Annotated in this window: 12 protein-coding genes; all 12 read left to right on the top strand. The window is 61.2% G+C overall.

What is annotated here, in order from left to right; genetic code table 11:
* The first annotated feature begins 14 nt into the window (after window positions 1-14).
* The gene (locus FEZ60_RS04725; protein ID WP_172935682.1) at window positions 15-371 is read left to right on the top strand and encodes a hypothetical protein; all 357 of its coding nucleotides are present in this window, start codon (window positions 15-17) and stop codon (window positions 369-371) included.
* Window positions 371-1,885: a ParA family protein gene (locus FEZ60_RS04720; RefSeq protein ID WP_172935649.1), complete on the top strand. Its 1,515-nt coding sequence runs from the start codon at window positions 371-373 to the stop codon at window positions 1,883-1,885. The genes FEZ60_RS04725 and FEZ60_RS04720 overlap by 1 nt, the downstream gene beginning before the upstream one ends.
* A gap of 76 nt (window positions 1,886-1,961) precedes the next feature.
* Entirely contained in the window at window positions 1,962-3,179 is a 1,218-nt protein-coding gene (locus FEZ60_RS04715; RefSeq protein WP_172935648.1) for an insoluble domain protein, read from the top strand.
* Between the two features lie 98 nt (window positions 3,180-3,277).
* Entirely contained in the window at window positions 3,278-4,003 is a 726-nt protein-coding gene (locus FEZ60_RS04710) for a hypothetical protein (protein ID WP_172935647.1), read from the top strand.
* A gap of 43 nt (window positions 4,004-4,046) precedes the next feature.
* Window positions 4,047-4,571 carry a hypothetical protein gene (locus FEZ60_RS04705; RefSeq protein ID WP_172935646.1) on the top strand — a complete coding sequence of 175 codons (525 nt, stop codon included), beginning with the start codon at window positions 4,047-4,049 and terminating at the stop codon, window positions 4,569-4,571.
* Window positions 4,572-4,793: 222 nt separating this feature from the next.
* A complete protein-coding gene (locus FEZ60_RS04700) occupies window positions 4,794-6,788 on the top strand; it encodes a cutinase family protein (protein ID WP_172935645.1) in 1,995 nt (664 codons plus the stop codon).
* Entirely contained in the window at window positions 6,785-7,243 is a 459-nt protein-coding gene (locus FEZ60_RS32375; RefSeq protein ID WP_242484443.1) for a hypothetical protein, read from the top strand. Before FEZ60_RS04700 ends, FEZ60_RS32375 begins: the two co-directional genes overlap by 4 nt.
* Window positions 7,240-8,160 carry an N-formylglutamate amidohydrolase gene (locus FEZ60_RS04690; protein WP_202025749.1) on the top strand — a complete coding sequence of 307 codons (921 nt, stop codon included), beginning with the start codon at window positions 7,240-7,242 and terminating at the stop codon, window positions 8,158-8,160. Before FEZ60_RS32375 ends, FEZ60_RS04690 begins: the two co-directional genes overlap by 4 nt.
* Window positions 8,153-9,304, top strand: coding sequence for a hypothetical protein (locus FEZ60_RS32370; protein ID WP_242484442.1), 1,152 nt, complete (start codon window positions 8,153-8,155; stop codon window positions 9,302-9,304). The genes FEZ60_RS04690 and FEZ60_RS32370 overlap by 8 nt, the downstream gene beginning before the upstream one ends.
* A 98-nt stretch (window positions 9,305-9,402) precedes the next feature.
* The gene (locus FEZ60_RS04680; RefSeq protein ID WP_172935644.1) at window positions 9,403-9,762 is read left to right on the top strand and encodes a histone-like nucleoid-structuring protein Lsr2; all 360 of its coding nucleotides are present in this window, start codon (window positions 9,403-9,405) and stop codon (window positions 9,760-9,762) included.
* A gap of 739 nt (window positions 9,763-10,501) precedes the next feature.
* Complete coding sequence (locus FEZ60_RS04670; RefSeq protein WP_172935642.1) at window positions 10,502-13,693, top strand: P-loop NTPase fold protein; 3,192 nt, start codon at window positions 10,502-10,504, stop codon at window positions 13,691-13,693.
* A gap of 882 nt (window positions 13,694-14,575) precedes the next feature.
* Window positions 14,576-15,976: a hypothetical protein gene (locus FEZ60_RS04665; protein WP_172935641.1), complete on the top strand. Its 1,401-nt coding sequence runs from the start codon at window positions 14,576-14,578 to the stop codon at window positions 15,974-15,976.
* Window positions 15,977-16,356 lie beyond the last annotated feature (380 nt).

Raw genomic sequence — 16,356 nt, 5'->3', positions numbered from 1 at the left:
AAAGGTCCATCGCCATGGCTCGTCGTATCTCCCAGTCGATCACCCCCACCACCGAGGACATCACGTTGCTTCGTGGTCCCTTCGCGCCGACGAAGGGCGGCGGGGATCCGGTCATCACCGCACTGCGCAAGGTCCTCAAAGACGGCGTCCCACCGTGGCTCGCCAAGCTCAGCGAAGAGCAGGAGTTGACTCAGCCGCGCCTCGACGAGATCAAGAGTGCCGTCGCGACCCGCCGCCAGATCATCGAGGTTCTGCCCGAAGGCAAGGCACGAGAGGACGCTCTGGCGGCACTCGACAAAGCAGTCACCATCGTCTCGGAGATGGACCACGAACTCTCCGGCGTCGCTGCATTCAGCGGAACGAACGCCTGATGTCCGCCCTTGCCATCGAGATCACCGGCGAGCGGACCGCCGTCGCGCGCGGGGCAGGGGCCGAAGAGGTAAAACTGACCGCCGACAAGGGGCAGTCAATCCACGCTGTGATCGCTGCGTACAGCCGCAAGCATTCAGCTGATGCGGGTGCACCGGTAGAGGTCGTCGTGAACGAAGCAGGACGCACGAATTACCTCACCGTCGCCCCTGACGGGAATGTCTCGCGGTCGTTGCCGACAGGGCCGATCGTCGCGGCTGCTGCTGAGCGGGAAGTTCCGCAGGTCGATGCTGCACCGGAACCGGTCACGATGTCCGTCACCGCCAAGTCGCAGCAGCCGGGCGTAGCCGAGGAACTGACAGGCGAGCCGGAAGTAGCTCCGGCAGATGTTGCACCGGAACCGGTCACGATGTCCGTGGCCCCCATCGGCCACCTGCCGGTTTCCGCCCCCGACGCAGTGCCGCGGGAAGGCAACGTGCAGCGGCAGCGCCCACCAGTCCCGTGGCAGCGTCCCAACCCCGATACAAGCGTCCGGCGGTCACAGGCTCACGCCTCCACACGAAGCACGCGTCCCGCGATGTCGGTACTCGCTGCTCCCGAGATCACGCCCGGATCAAGCGAACCCGCGCGCACAGGTATGCGGGGTCGACTCAATGCCGTTCTGAACCTGGGACTGGCACCGAAACCTGAGTCCGCCGAGATGCGTCAACGCGCCGCAATTGGTGCGATCACCGGGCCGATTCCGGGGTTCTCGATCGTGACAGTGGCCAACCCGAAAGGGGGTGTCGGCAAGACCCCGATCGCAGTCGGATTGAACGCTGTCATCGCTCAGCATCGGGGAGCCGGAAGTACGGTCTGCGCGGATGTTGCAGAGGTCGGGGGAAGCCTCGCTGACCGCGTCTCCGTTCCACCGCGCGCCGGTCAGGATGTACTCGCACTAGTTGCCGCACAGGCCGCAGCACCAGGAAGTATCCGTCCTTCCGAGTTGTCGCAGTTCCTGGCACGTCAGCCAGGCGGTGAAGACGTCGTGGCCGGCGCTTTCGACGGATTCGACGGTACCGCCCTGGGATACGACGACGTCGAGTCGTTGGCCAATGTCCTGTCCGAGCATCGCGAGATTCTCATCGCCGATACCGGCAACAACCGGTTGGCCGGGAGTTGGCAGTGGGCGACCTCGAACGCGAACGTCCTCGTCGTTCCGGTGCCACTGCGCCGCGATGCCGCCGCTGCCGCGCACCGGATGCTGCTAGACCTCGCTGCTACCGCGGGATCAAACATCTTGGCCCGCACGATCGTCGTTATTGCCGACGGACCAGGTGATGCTCCGATGATCGAGATCGAAGCCGTCGACGCATTCCTCGAAGTCGGCGTCCATTCAGTTCGTCGGATGCCGTTCGAGCCGTTGTTCGCGTCGGGAGAGCGGATCGCGACTTCCCAGCTTCGCTCCACGACCACCGAATCCCTGACTGTCGTTGCAGGGGCAGTCATCGACCTGATCGCCCACGCCGCGCTCTGACCCACTGTCGTCCGGCACTGCCATTCGACGTGCGTATCGGCCTCCACCAGTAGTTTCCTCATCGAAAGGCATCACTATGAGTATCGACATCACCGCGGGCAACCGAGCCGCTCGGCGTGCACAACAGGGTGGTCGGCATCGCCGCCGCCGTGCAGCGCGTCAGGGCACTGTCGCTGTTGTCGCTAGTGCAGCGGTCGTGGCCGGCATCGCCTTCGCGCCTTCCGCAACGGCAGCACCGGGACAGGCCGGCATTACCGACGGCGGGGGACAGGCAGGTATCTCACAGGGCGGCGGACAGTCCGGTGTGACCACTGAAACTCCCGCGCCGGCTCCGCCGCAGCCCGCGCCGACTTACTGGGTCGAACCGCCCGCGCAGTACCAGAACATCTCCTACCAGCCGTTGCAGAACTTCGACTACAACACCAACACCTACACAGGTCAGTCCGCCAACTACGACGCCACACCGATCGATTACAGCCAGCTCCATCTCCCCAGCCCGGTCGAGATCATCGCGCCGATCATCGCCCCGCGCGATACCCTCCGGTTCGGCACATTCCATATCGCGCAGCCGAACTGGGTTTCCGATGCAGACCTGGAACGGACCAACAACAGCACTGCCGTTGTCGAGTCGATGGTCGCGACATTCTGGCATTCGACCGGTGTTCCCGTGGACAAGGCAAGCCGTGAGTCTGCAGCGCAGGTCGCCGGCGCTGCCGGCGGCGCATTGACCGGTGGTTTAGCACTCGCAGCACCGTTCGCGACGGGCGGCGCGCTGATCGGCGGCACCATTGGCGGCAATATCGGTATGGGCTTGGGTAACCTGTTCGTCCCCGGTATCGGTTGGGTGGCAGGCGGATTGGCCGGCACAGGCGCAGGTGCGGGTATCGGCGCGCTGGCACTAGGTGTTCCGGCTTTCATCACGGGCGCAATAGGCGGCGGAGTTGCCGGCTTCGTCGCGGCCACCGCATACGGTGCCGGCGAACTCGGAGAACCCGTCGACATCGAGATCCCGGACGTCGACCAGCCCGCAGTGACAGCGCAGACACAGAACGTCCTCACCGAGTGGGAGAACTCCGGACCGGTCGGGCAGTTCGCAGCTAACACAGTCCGCGACACCGTTGCCGCCGCTCCTGCAATCGATGCGCAGGTCCGCGACTTCGTGGGCGCGCAGCCCGGCGGTCAGCAGGTTATCGAGCAGGTCGACGCAGCCCTGACGGACTATTTCCAGAACGCCTCACCAGGTCGGGCATCCACGCTGATCAGCCAAGCAATCGACGGCGGCGCGCAGGCATAACCCACAACAACTCATAGCTCGGTCGGGCGGGCGGCACACCTGCCGTCCGCCCCGACCTGCCACTGGCAATGACAACGACGAAAGGTGAGTGCGCCGACATGAAGTCGATCCTGAGCACCAAGACCACGAGGCATCCGGCAGTGATCGATACGCTCGGCGGCGCACCTGCTGGGGCACCGAAAGCCGCTCGACCCGCAACCGGCTCACCGAAAACCCCCAAGGCCTCGAAAGCCACCAAGGCGCCGAAGCCCCCGAGCGCACCGAACGAGCCACGCTCACCGAAGGACCAGCCGCTGCGGCGCCCCTATCATCTGCGATACGCGGCAGCATTACTGCTGGTTGCGGCACTACTGGGCTGGTTCCTGCTGCGCGTGCTCTCCGGATCGGACACCGTCGCCCCGGTGGTCGCTCAGAGCGACGACGTAGCTCCCACATCGATGCCGGCCCTGGCGGTCACCCCGCCGGCAGTCACCACCGAACCAGCCACCGACCCCACCGCCTGCCGCACCGACCAAGGCGATCAGAAGACCGGCGCGGGCGTTATCGCAGCCTTCGAACATGCCTACTACATCACCCGCTCCTCAGACGTCGTTCGAGCGCTGGCCACCCCCGACACCTCTCTACCTGTTGCGGAAAAAATTCAAGTTGGAATCGACTCCGTTCCCGTAGGAACCACGCACTGCGTGCGCATCACCCCGATCACGGCCGGTGTCTACTCCGTCGTTCTCGCGGAAATGCGTCCCGGCACTGCCCCCGAGCAGTACCCACAGACGATCACCACCAAGAACATCGACGGCCGCTGGTTCGTCGACAGCATCAGCTGATCCACAACCGCGAGACATTCTATCGATAGAGACGAAAACTCCAATGAACCACTCAGTCAAGCGAACCCGACGATCAATCACCGCCACAGTCGCCGTCGGAGTCCTCGCCGCGTTGACCGCGTGCGACAGCGACGACAGTCGCGCCGCTACCGGTGTATCCGCCTCCAGAAGTGGCGCGATCGTCACCGACTCGACCGACGATCTCGGATCCATCATCATCGGCTGGGGTGAAAAGCACTCCGACACCGAGATCACCATCCCCAAACCCGAAGACATCACTGCCCGCTGCACCGGCACAGGCGAGAACCTCGTCGTGGACATCTCCGCACCGCACGGCTGGAAAATCAAGGCATCCAACCCGTCCCAAGTAATTACCGTCGAAAACACCGAGCAGAACCCGTCCGGAGGCATCGACACAACAAACCAATTCCTCGAAGTCCTGCACTCGATCGAATGGTCAAACCCTGACCAGGTCGATATCGCGGCCACCGCTGATGCACCAGCCGACTGGAACTCGTCCTACGGGCAAGGACGCGTCTATCTGTCCCTGCACGCCGACTGCACCTGATCGGTGAGGACTCGACAACAAACATCATGGCCCAATCTCAACGGACATGGCCCAATCTCAACGGACATGGCCCAATCTCAACGGAGAGTTATCCACAGGCGGGTTGATGCGGCGCGCCCAGATACGTCACTGTGTGCGCTCACCTGAACGGTGGGCGCAGCTGGCGGGAGATCGGCGGTGCGTACCGGAAGGTGCATTGTCCCCCTGGTAGATGAGGTGCACATGGCGCTCCCACGTCCGAAAGCTCGCTGCGCGGTCACCCTGTTGGTGACCGCCACCGTCGCCACAAGTTCGGTCGCACTCACCGCACCGGCTATCGCCTCTGCTCAATCCGGATGCGGGGCAACATTCAACCTGTTCATCCCCGGCACCTGGGAGACCAACGAGAGCGCCGACCCAGACGAGCCGGTGGGCATGCTCAAACCCGTTGTCGATGCCCTCAGGACCGCGCATGGCAGTGAGGCCGAGATCTACACGCTGCCGTACATGGCGCGCGCATTCGACAACGGCCACACCTACGCAGACAGCAAAACCGACGCCCTCGCCAAGTCGAAGCAGGTCTTGTCGAAGGTCGGGAAAGACTGCCCTAAAACGAAATTCACTATTGTCGGTTACTCGCAGGGCGCAGACGCTGCCGGCGATCTCGCATCCGAAATCGGCAATGGCAAGGGTCCCGTCGACGCTGGTCGAGTCCTCGCAGTCGGCCTGCTCGCCGACCCAGGTGCCGGAACAAAAGGCTCCGCGACGGTCGGCCCGCGCACTTCGGGCCACGGCATCGCCGACCCGCGCCCACAGGGGATGGGTGCGCTCTCTGGCCGCGTGGCATCGATCTGCGATCCGGGAGACCTGTACTGCTCGATCGAGAAGGGCTCGAGCCCCCTACTCGGCTCGCTCGGCTCGATCCTGACCAAAAGCCCCAGCGGCGCCGCTACCGGCGCATCGGCCGGCGGGAACAGTCAACTCGCTACCGCATTGACATCGGACTTCTCCGCGGCGGATCTGCCTGCACTGGCGGCGAACGTGGCCACTCTCGGGCAGCAGCTCGCAGAACCGGCCGTCGACCTCAGACAGGTGGCCGTGGCCGCGTCATCTATCGCGAAGACTCTCGCTCCATTGGCGGACCTGCTCGACTCGGGAGCGGCGAATCCGCAAGCGAACGGTCAACTCGCGGCCGCGCCCGTTGGTACTGCCGAGTACAACGCGTCCGAAGTCCTCACCAAGGCGGGGCAATCCGATCTCACTGCAGCTCTCGATACGGCCACGAAGCTCGTCGACACCGCGACCACGCTCACCGGCGGTGACGGCGGTGACTCGCTGCGCCTGCCGTCGACCTCTACGGAGGTGCAAACCCTGACGAAGGCTGCAGAGTCCCTCGGCGTGCAGGTCGCTCCACTCGCATCGACGCCGTCCGCTGCACTCACCTCGGCCACCAGCGTGCTGTCGGTACTCAAACCGACGGTGGTGGTCAACCAGGTCCTCAACGTCGCCACCGGTGTCACCTCGCTCGACATACCTGCCATCCTCGAAAATCTGGCTGTGCTGCCGGAGAAGGTCGCCGCACTCGACGCACGCGGCGCCCACGACATCGCGGGCCAACTCAACAATCAATTCTCCCCGTTGATCACGATGGCGGCAGGTGTTGATCTGACATGGGTCTCACAGGTGCTCTCGGTCATCCCCGATCCCTCCGGCGCCACCCAGATCGCGGCGCTCGTCGCGTCGATCCTCGCGAACGTCGATGTGATCAAGTTGGCGAACATCGTCGGGCAGATCCAGGAGATCGCGTGGGCTGCTGTCGAAAAGCTTCTACCTCCGCCCGGGCAGCTGCCCGACCCGCTCGGCGCAGCCGCAGCCATGACCGGACTCGTTCCGGTCGGCCTGGAGTTGGCGTCGGTGGCGATGAACATGCTCTCCGGTAAGGCCACCAAAACCCCGCCCGCTTTGTTGGGTAAACAGACGAACGCGGTCTCCACGAGCATCACCACCGCGGCGGAGAACCTTGATTTGCCGCAACTGTCGAACTCGTTGATCACACTGTCCCAGTCGCAAGGGGCCGAGGACCTCGTGTCCTTGGTCGGCGAAGGTTTGCGCGCCGCAGACTTTTTCACCTCCGGTGCCCACACCAACTACAACGCCCTCGTCGTCGACAACGCCGGACGTAGTGCCATCGTGTGGCTGGCGGACTGGCTCAATCTCCAGATCGGACGTGCCGTATGAGCCCCCGAGCCCACAACCCCGCCGCCCGCTGGACGACGTGTGAGAAGTGCGGTCACCGCGGCTATCACACACGCGGTGATGCGAAGGTGGTTCGCAAACGACACCACGGCGACAAGGGGATGGCTGTGTTCGCCTGCCCCCACACCGAGGGTTTGTTTCATGTCGGACATCGGCCGAATGCGTTGAGCAGTGGGCAGATCGACCGCAACCTGCTCCGAGTACAGGCCCAGGGATCCGACACCGCAACAGAGGGTTTCAGTATCGGGCCGGTCTCGACATGCCCTGCGCCGTCGGTGTCGTCGTCTGAACCCGACTCTGGCCCGGCACTGGCCGCCGAATTCGTCACCGCGACCACCGATGCCCGCAGACGGGAACGCACCCGGCGGATGCGCACCACACCTCGGTGTCTCTGCACCTCGATGGCATCCGATCAGAATAAGGAAACGACAGAATGAACTCCGCGAACTCCGCTGACCCCGAACGGCTTGCCCACCTGCACACTTCGCGTCCCGACGATCGTGCCACCGCCTGCCGGCAGGACGAGCGATCCGAGAATACCTGCGGGAAATCAGTGCCGGACGCCTTCACCGTGCTGCCGGGTGACGAAGCATCACCGGTCGTCATCCATGTTCCGCATTCCTCGCGCCTGATCCCACCCGATATTCGCGCCGACCTGCTGCTCACCGACCAGGAACTCGCCGACGAGCTGGACGAGGCCACCGACACCGCCACAGACGAGATCGCGCTCGCCGCCCTCGCCCACGTTCGCGCGCGGCCCACGATCGTGATCAACCAACTCTCACGCCTGGTGATAGACCCCGAACGGTTCCCTGACGGCGACCCGGCTGAGGCGTTCGGACGCGGCGCCGTCTACACCCGTACCTGTTCCGGGGCGCCGCTGCGCGCCGAACCCTATCCACGTCGGGCGGAACTGATCGACGCCTATTTCCGTCCCTACGCCGACGCCGTCACCACCGCTGTCGGGAACCGGTTGAAGGTTTGCGGGCGGGCGATCGTCATCGACCTGCACTCATACCCGGACAAGCCCTCGGCATTCGAAGACTCCAGTGCGCCGCGGCCACCGTTGTGCATCGGCACCGACCCCCGGCACACCCCGCCATGGTTGACAGCTGCTGCCCGTGGCGCTTTCACGTCCCTCGGCGAGATTTCCGAGAACACGCCCTACGCCGGAACGTATGTGCCGCTGCGGCACTACGGCACCGATGACCGGGTGTTGTCGGTGATGATCGAAGTGCGCCGTGACGCGTACCTGAGCGATTCGCGCACACCACACCCCAGCAGCATCGCGCAGCTCGGCCGCGACCTCGCAGTCTTGATCGACGCAGTCAGCGACCGAGGCGCCGATGTGTAAACCCAAACCCGGCCCACGCTGCACCCCGCACCTCCGCGCACGTCTCGACAACGCCGGCGCCCGAATCGATTCGGCCCGCGCCAAACTCGACAAGAATCCCAGCGACGCGCGCCTGCAGCGGCGTGTTGCCGCCGCCGAAGCCGCCTACAGCGACACCCGCGATCTCTACGACTCCACCCCCGGCGGCCAGAACGAACTCCGCACAGCTATCGCCGCCGACCCTAACCACCGCGCCGAGCTGGCCCGGCGCCTGGCCGCGGGGCAGCAGTTGCGCTCCGAACAAACCGAGGCACTGCGCTGCGTCCGAAGCGGCGTGGCGGACAATGACAATGAGAAAGGAGAACACGATGGACGAACCGATGACGCAGGAACGCCGCGAGAGCTTTTGGAGGCAGTACGGCTGGAGCCCGGGACTACCGGAGGACCAGCGGAAGGCGATCGAGGCGCGCTACACGGATCCGAAGATCGAGGAAGCCCAAGCGCTCGGCTTCTGATCGACAGACAACAGGTTCGACCGGTCGCCGACCACACTCTTCCCGAGGCAGAACGCGCCGGCTTTGCGAAGCGTAACTTGTCCGCTCCCACGCTCTACGAGTTGGCGCCCGCGGACGCCGGCGTCTACCGGGAGCAGATGCTCGAGCTCACCCGCAAGAATTCGCATGCAGCGTCGGTTCATGTCTACGACGAGGCCGAATACCGGCAGATGCGACTGTTGGTCACCGACGACGGAAAGGCCGGCGTCGCACTCAAAGACGACGAAATCGTCTCCGCATTTGCGCACAAGGACTGCGCACATCCCAGGTCGGTGCAATCGATGATCCGCCAGGCCACCCGGCTGGGAGGCCATCGCCTCGACTGTTTCGATACCGTCCTGCCGGATATGTATGCGGACGCTGGATTCGTCCCCGTCGCGCGCTTGGCCTGGAACGACGACTATGCACCCGAGGGCTGGGACTACCAGCTGTTCGGCACCTTCAACGGCGGGCGGCCCGATGTGGTGTTCATGGCGTATGACCCCAACCGTGTCGGCGGCATCTACACCCCGGGGACGGGGGAGTACGTCGCCGACTACGACGTCGGTATCACCCGCGCCCAGGCGTACATGCCCGGCATGTCGACAACAGGGGGAGCGAGCACTATGTAACGACACGGCCGAGGACATCAGGAGTGTCCTGGATTATCAGATACTGCGGATAACATGAACGCGATATTCATTCAGCAATACAACGAAGAGGGTTCTCTGTGGCCGAAATCATTATTCGCCAACTTATCGACGATCTCGATGGGAAACCCATCGACACCGGATTGGGACACGAGGTCACCTTCTCCTACCAGGGCGTTGATTATCGGATCGATCTACGGCCTACCAATGCTGACAAGATCGAAGCGGTATTCGCCCCGTATATCAATGCGGCGGAGAAGGTTTCCTCTGCTGGCAAGCCCCGTACGAAAACCTCGGCCGTGGTCAAAGCGTCGGGTTCTGGTCGATCTGTCGAGCAACTGAAAGCGATCCGCGACTGGGCCGGCAAGAACGGATTCGACGTCTCCCCACGCGGGCGGATCAAAGCCGACGTCGTTGATGCGTTCGACGCCGCACATTAAGGACCTGTGACCGCGCACGATCATATTGACCACGCCTCAGCCGTAAGGACACGGACAAGGCGGAGTGCAACCCAGCGGCGGCCTCAACGGAGGGCGATCGCGACACGGGACGGCATTGCTGCGGCTGCGGCCGAACATTTCAACACGGTCGGGTACGCCGGGGCGAGGATCGCTGACATCGTGGCCACAACGGGGGTCTCGAAGGGCTCGATGTATCACCACTTTCCGTCCAAAGAGTCTCTGGCGCAGTACCTGGTGCAAGGATGGGGCACCGTCCTTGTCGACACCATCGCCGACGTCACTGCCGCAGACGAGCCTGCTCCGCGCCAGCTCACGAACGGCCCGGGCCCAGTTTCATTCCTCCGTAGTCGCCAAGGTCGGCCGGGCACCGAAATCGTTGAACGCGCCACTCTTTCACCGAAGCAGGACCGGACCTTCCGTCGCCGCCACAACGGAGTGGACAAACCCCGGCCAGTGCATCCGAAAAGGAGCAAAGCGATTCATGAGTCACACGGCGTTGTAGCGACGACACCTATTCTGTCAGCCAGCCCCGGGCCGGCCACTGCGATACACAAGAAGAGCTGCTCTGACTCTTGCAGTGGGTGTCAGTGCGCTGCGAAACGACGCGCAGTCGCGAAAGTTGATCCAACTTCTGGGACGAGCACAACCGATGCAGACACGAATTCTGTGACACGAGGTCTACGAACTTTCAGAGCCGGAGTACCTGATAATCGGAGGCATGTCGACAAGCCCTTCTGACCCCGATCTTCCAACAGTTCTTTCTGATGCCTTCGCGCATGGGGATCTGGAAGCAGGACGGACCCTCGCCGAATTCCTTGAGCGCAGGGGTGAATATGACGCTGCACAGCAAACTCTGCGCGCCGGCGTGGAAAAGGGAGACGCTGTGGCAGCGCGGCAGCTCGCTGAGTTCCATCAGCGGCGGGGGGCTGCGGATCAGGCTGACTACGAATTTCGTCGCGCTTTTGATCTTGGCGATACCTCATTGGCTGAAACTGTCGCCCGAACTTTGGTGCGAAAGAACAATCTTGCGGAAGCCGAGTGGATAATCAGGCACGTCTACGACGGAGAATCGGGTGATGCTTCTTTGGCTCTCCTGCTGGCAGAGGTCCTCGAATTGCAGGGAAACCTTCAAGGCGCGGTACGAATACTGAGCAGTTTGAAAGGCGTTAGCGCGCACCGGATCGCGCGACTTTTCGAAAAGCAGGGCGATTTAGCATCTGCAGCAGAAATTCTTCGGCATGCATTTGAACGCGGAGAACTAGACGCGGTGGACCAATTGGCGGATATTTACATACGGCAGGGTGAACTTACTCGTGCAGCGGATATTCTCCAGCAAGCATTCGAGCAGGGTAACCTGCAAGTAGGTGCGACTTGGGCAGCAGTCCTAGGCCGCCAGGGTAATACTGAGCGTGCAATTTCTGTGCTGCAGGAACTTGTTCATCGAGGGGAGTTTTCGGCCGCGATTCCATTCATAGATATCATCGAGCGTTCCAGTGATAGTTCAGAGCAGAGAGATCAATTACTGACGTGGCTAAGGTCCGTACTCGAGTCGAGTTTTCGAGCGGGGGATAAGAGCGCCGGGATCGCTCTAGCGGGTATTTTACGTCGAGATGGCGATTCGGACCGCGCTATTCGAATTGAACGAGCTGTGAATGCAGATGACGATGAAGCTCATGAAATGGATATGGATGCCGAGGAAGAAGATTCTCGTGATCGTCTGGTAATTGCGGCAGTGACGAGCGACCTTGACGACAATGTCGATCAGCTCGGAATTGACCACGACGCGCGGGCGTTGGCCTCGTTGATCTCGTCACGACAACTTCAACCACCCCTCGCTATAGGCCTGTACGGAGAATGGGGCAGCGGTAAGACTTTCTTTATGAAGCGGATTCAGACTTCTATTGATTTATTACAGAATGACGATCAGGAAAGGAGGCAATTTCATAGCAATATCGAACATGTGTGGTTCAATGCGTGGCACTACGCCAGAGGTGATATATGGGCGAGTCTTCTGGAACATATTTTTACGCACCTCAGCCCAAGTCAGTCGAAACCAGAATCTATTGTCCTTGAGGCCCTTGCGCATGTAAGAGGGGTGCAGCAGGTTGTAGATCAAGCAAGTTCCGCAGTAGAAGTCGCACAAGAACGGGTGGACGAGCTAAAGTGCGCGGTAAACATCGCGGAGGAGAATCATCAGCTGGCAGTCGCACGAGTCGGCACGGTGGCGATCACGGACATCTGGAGCGGTATAGGTGCTGAGGCAGTTTCCGATGCGACGCTCAGAGAAGAACTAAAATCAGCCGCTCATAGCCTTGGAGCAGGCTCAACATTTGACAGTGCGCAGGAACTTGCGAGTGCGGCGAGTGAGATCTTATCGCTCGGCTCAAAGACGATCACAATTGCCACCGTTGGTGGTTTCAGATCGCCACTGGCGTGGACAATCTATGCTGCGCTGGCGATAGGGGGGCTTGGCTTTGGAGCTGTGACGGTATTTGATGAGCTGCAGGGCCCTGTCTCTGCGGTCCTTCTCCAGCTAGGCGCGGTCGGGGGCGCGATTGCGACGTGGGTCAAGCGGCAGACGACCATTGGTCGCCGGATCATTGAGCCTGCTTGGCAATTAAAGAAGAATGTCGATAATCGCCTCGCGGAGCAGCGTCGCAAACTGGACGCAGAACTTGAGACGGTGAAACAGGAGTCGGCGGCCTCGGCAATGGTACTTTTGGCCGCCAAGGAACAGGAGGAAGAAGCCCGAGCCAAACTTACTGCAGCGCAGAGGGCAAAGAATGACCTGACAGGAGAGCAACTCCTCAAGAGCTATCTCGCCGAACGGGCCGGCAGCGGAGAATACGATCACTATCTGGGAGTAGTCGGGCTGGCATACCGAGATTTGAAAGACCTCAGCGCATTCCTTGAGCATGCCGCCAAAGATGAGAAAGAAGATACTACTGCCCTATATCGTATCGTCCTTTACATAGACGATCTCGATCGATGCGACCCAGAGACCGTCGTAAATGTTCTTGACGCAGTCCATCTTCTGCTCGCTCTTCCCCTCTTCTCAGTAGTCGTCGGTGTGGATCCGCGGTGGCTGGCCTCCTCACTCCGTGCGCGGCACTCAGAGTTACTCGGGGGCAATGTTGCTACGACGGCGGCTGATTATCTGGAGAAGATATTTCACTTGACCTATACGCTCCCGCCAATGAATTCTCAGGGTTCTGCGGCGCTGCTGAGGTCGTCAGTTAATTTTGTGGAAAGGAAGGTAGGGATCTTTCCATATGATCCCTTTGTGTCATTTTCCTCAGACTCGTCGATATCGGTAACCGACAGCGTGGCAGCGACCGAGGACGCTCGAGTATTTATTCAGGCGGATTCCGGGGGAAGCGGAATCGATTTCAGTGCGGGAGTAGTCAACAGTATGGTTGAAGGGCTTACTTTGACCGATGCGGACCTCGAGGTGCTCGACGGAATCGCGCCGCTCGTCGCAACCTCGCCGCGTCGAGCCAAGCGTTTCATGAGTACGTATTTGGTAATTCGTGCCCGAGTGCTCTCTGATTCTTATTGCAGGTCGCAGTTCAATAGAGGTGAGGATGGCCCGGATAGCCTTGCTCTTTTAGTGGGTTTATTTCTTGGTCTCCCCAAGACGATGCAAGAGGCAATAAAACATGAACCGAGCGAATCGGACACAGTAGAGGACTGGGCGCAGTGCCTAGTCCCGGCGTCAAGTGAGCGTGTGCGACTAGAAGCGTTCATCGCGACTATGGGCCTCATGCGTCACGTTCGGATGGTAGATGTCTTCAGGTGGGAACCTATTGTCGCACCGTACTCGGGCTTGCAGTTCGTGCTTGATTCGATGGGGGAGCGGGAAACAGGTGTCGCGAAGGGGCTCGGGTCGAGTTGGATGGAACACATTTGATGGCCCGTCAATCTCGAGAGGGCATTGCTGACCGTGGCCTTTTCGCCTGTCTGGGACGACAAAGGCTCCCGGTCTACTAACGGCTGAACGCTGCGACGATTTCGGACGCGAGGAAGAACCAGAGGCAGGCTCGATGCTACGACACTGCTGTTTCGGGTTACCTGGACTGCAGGTGGTGAACGTGGGCCGACACGACGACGGCGCCAGGATTGTCGAAGCGGTCGCCGACGACATCGCCGGCGCATGCTCGGGTTGTCGTGTCGTCTCCACCTCGGTCAAGTAACACACGAGGACCACACCGGAAAGACATTCCCTACGGACGCGATCGAATCATTCTGCGATGGCACAAGACCCGTACGAGGTGCCGCGAGGACTACTACGGGCGTACAACTTTCACCGAAACCATCGAACAGATGTCCGTTCGGATACGGACATCCGCCCGTTCCACACCCAGATCGGGACCGCAATTGCCAGACACCGTTGACACCGCCCAAACTGGCTGGTCCCGCATAATCATTGCGACACGGGCACGCAGGAGCGTGGGTAGCCAGAGGAGAGGACACAGTGCTGAGGACATTGAGCGAAGACGATTGGTTCGAACGACTGCGGACAGCCTCGCAGGAGGGTGGCGTCGTCGATCTGCGTCCAGCCGTTGAAAGTTCCATTCCTATGAATACGGAGGACACCGACCCGTTGAGCGCTGATCGATCTATACCTGCAAGCGCAATCCGGCGGGTGCTTACGCTGCCTGAGTCCGAGGTGAAGACACTCGATCCGAACGGCTTACAGATCTTGGGTGCGCGAATCGTGGGCAGAACCGACTGGAACTACGTAACCTTCCCGAGACCACTACAGTTCTTCGATTGCCAATTTTCCTCAAAGGTGTACCTCGTACAAGCGAAGATCGGCACCCTGACTCTGCGGTCGTGCGAGGTACTCGCCATCACGCTAGACGGCACACGAATCGACGGGAACTTCCATGCTCACTCTTTAGTTGCCGCTGAGGAGGTGCGCGCAATCGGCATCCACGTCACCGGTCAGCTCACCCTCAATGACGCAAACCTCAAGAACCTCGACGGTTATGCGCTGAATCTGGACGGCGCACGGATTGACGACGGATTGCACGCACACAACCTGCGCGCTACCGGAATGACCCGCGCGGTGGGAGTACATGCGAACCAGATCTCCTTAGTTGGCGCGAATCTCATCAGCAGAAACGGTGATGCCCTCAACATCGACGGCGCCCGAATCAACTGCGGGATGTTCGCGGACAATCTGACCGCTGCGGGAACCGTCCGCGCGGCTGGCGCAAATATCACAGGCCTTTTCTCCTTAGTTGGCGCGAATCTCATCGGCAGAAACGGTGATGCCCTCAACATCGACGGCGCACGCATCGACGGAGATATGATCGCTGACAACCTGAGCGCCGCCGGAACGATCCGCGCAGTCGACGCAGAGATCACAGGTCGACTCTCATTCAATCGGTCAGTACTCGTTGGTCAGAAAATTCCCCCTCTAATCCTCGAACATGCACGAGTCGGAGTGATCGATCTCCGCCCAACAAATGTAGTGGGAACAATTGACTTAACGGGCGTCACGATTCGAATGTTGATTCTGCCGGAAGCCAACTCCTCATGGGAGTACCCCAACGCTGAAACGTTCGCGAAGCCGGCACTCGTCGCGGCTGGCTGGTCCGTGTCAGATTTCCAGGGCGCGATCCGAGAAGATTGGACCGTCGCCCGCGCATACCTTGAACCCGCCTGCAACGGGTTCATTCCTGCGCCATGGTTTGAGATCGCCGACGTCTACGACCGCATCGGACATCCTGATCAGGCCAGACGGGTCCGACTTTATGCAGAACGGCATGTTACCGCCAACAGTCACGGATCGACGAAGGCGATCCGTCGTGTCTACGCAGCAACCGTTGGATACGGATATCGACCCTTTCTTCCAGTCCTGTGGTTGCTTTGTATCCTCGCTGTATCTGGGATCATGATCTGGACCAACCAGACTCAGTTCATTCCCGCCGATCGCAGTGTCGCGGCCACAGCTCACGAAACATGTACGGACACAAGCCCCTACCCCTGCTTCAATGCTATCGGGTACACGCTCCAAAACGTTGTACCGGCTGCCTCTGGGCCACAGCGGCCGGACTGGGCGTTGTCAACCACTGGACCGTGGGCGGTCGCGATCGGGGCGGTACTGGCGTCGCTGCGCTTGCTGGCGTGGGTCTTCGCTGCGCTGACCCTGGCGGCGATGACCGGGCTACTCCGCAAACGGTGACCTCCGCCTCTACATTTGGTTTACTACGACGCGCGGGTGGTTGGGGCGGTGAGCAGATCGCGACGCCACGGATCGCAAGTCTTTCGGGCGCAGTGGCGGATCTACCTTGAAAAGCTAATTGTATCCGCCCGCACAGCCGCGACGCGGCCCGCGCACGAACCGTCTTCTTCCTCAACGAACCCGTCACTGAAATGCAGATGAACTGATCGTCAGTGTCTCGCTTGATTTGACAGATACCGGTCTGTCCATCACTGCGTGAACAATCGGAGGGGTGCGATTGTGCTCGACTGCGCCGACGAAGCCGTTCTCGTGGAGAACCATGAACGAGGCGATGGTGGGCGAATTTTGACCTACGAATTTGGTTGGGTCCCCGTGTAGAA

Source organism: Rhodococcus sp. MS16 (assembly GCF_013277795.1).
Taxonomy (GTDB): domain Bacteria; phylum Actinomycetota; class Actinomycetes; order Mycobacteriales; family Mycobacteriaceae; genus Rhodococcus_F; species Rhodococcus_F globerula.
Note: the sequence above shows the minus strand (reverse complement) of the source record. Positions and strands in the feature narration are given on the sequence as shown.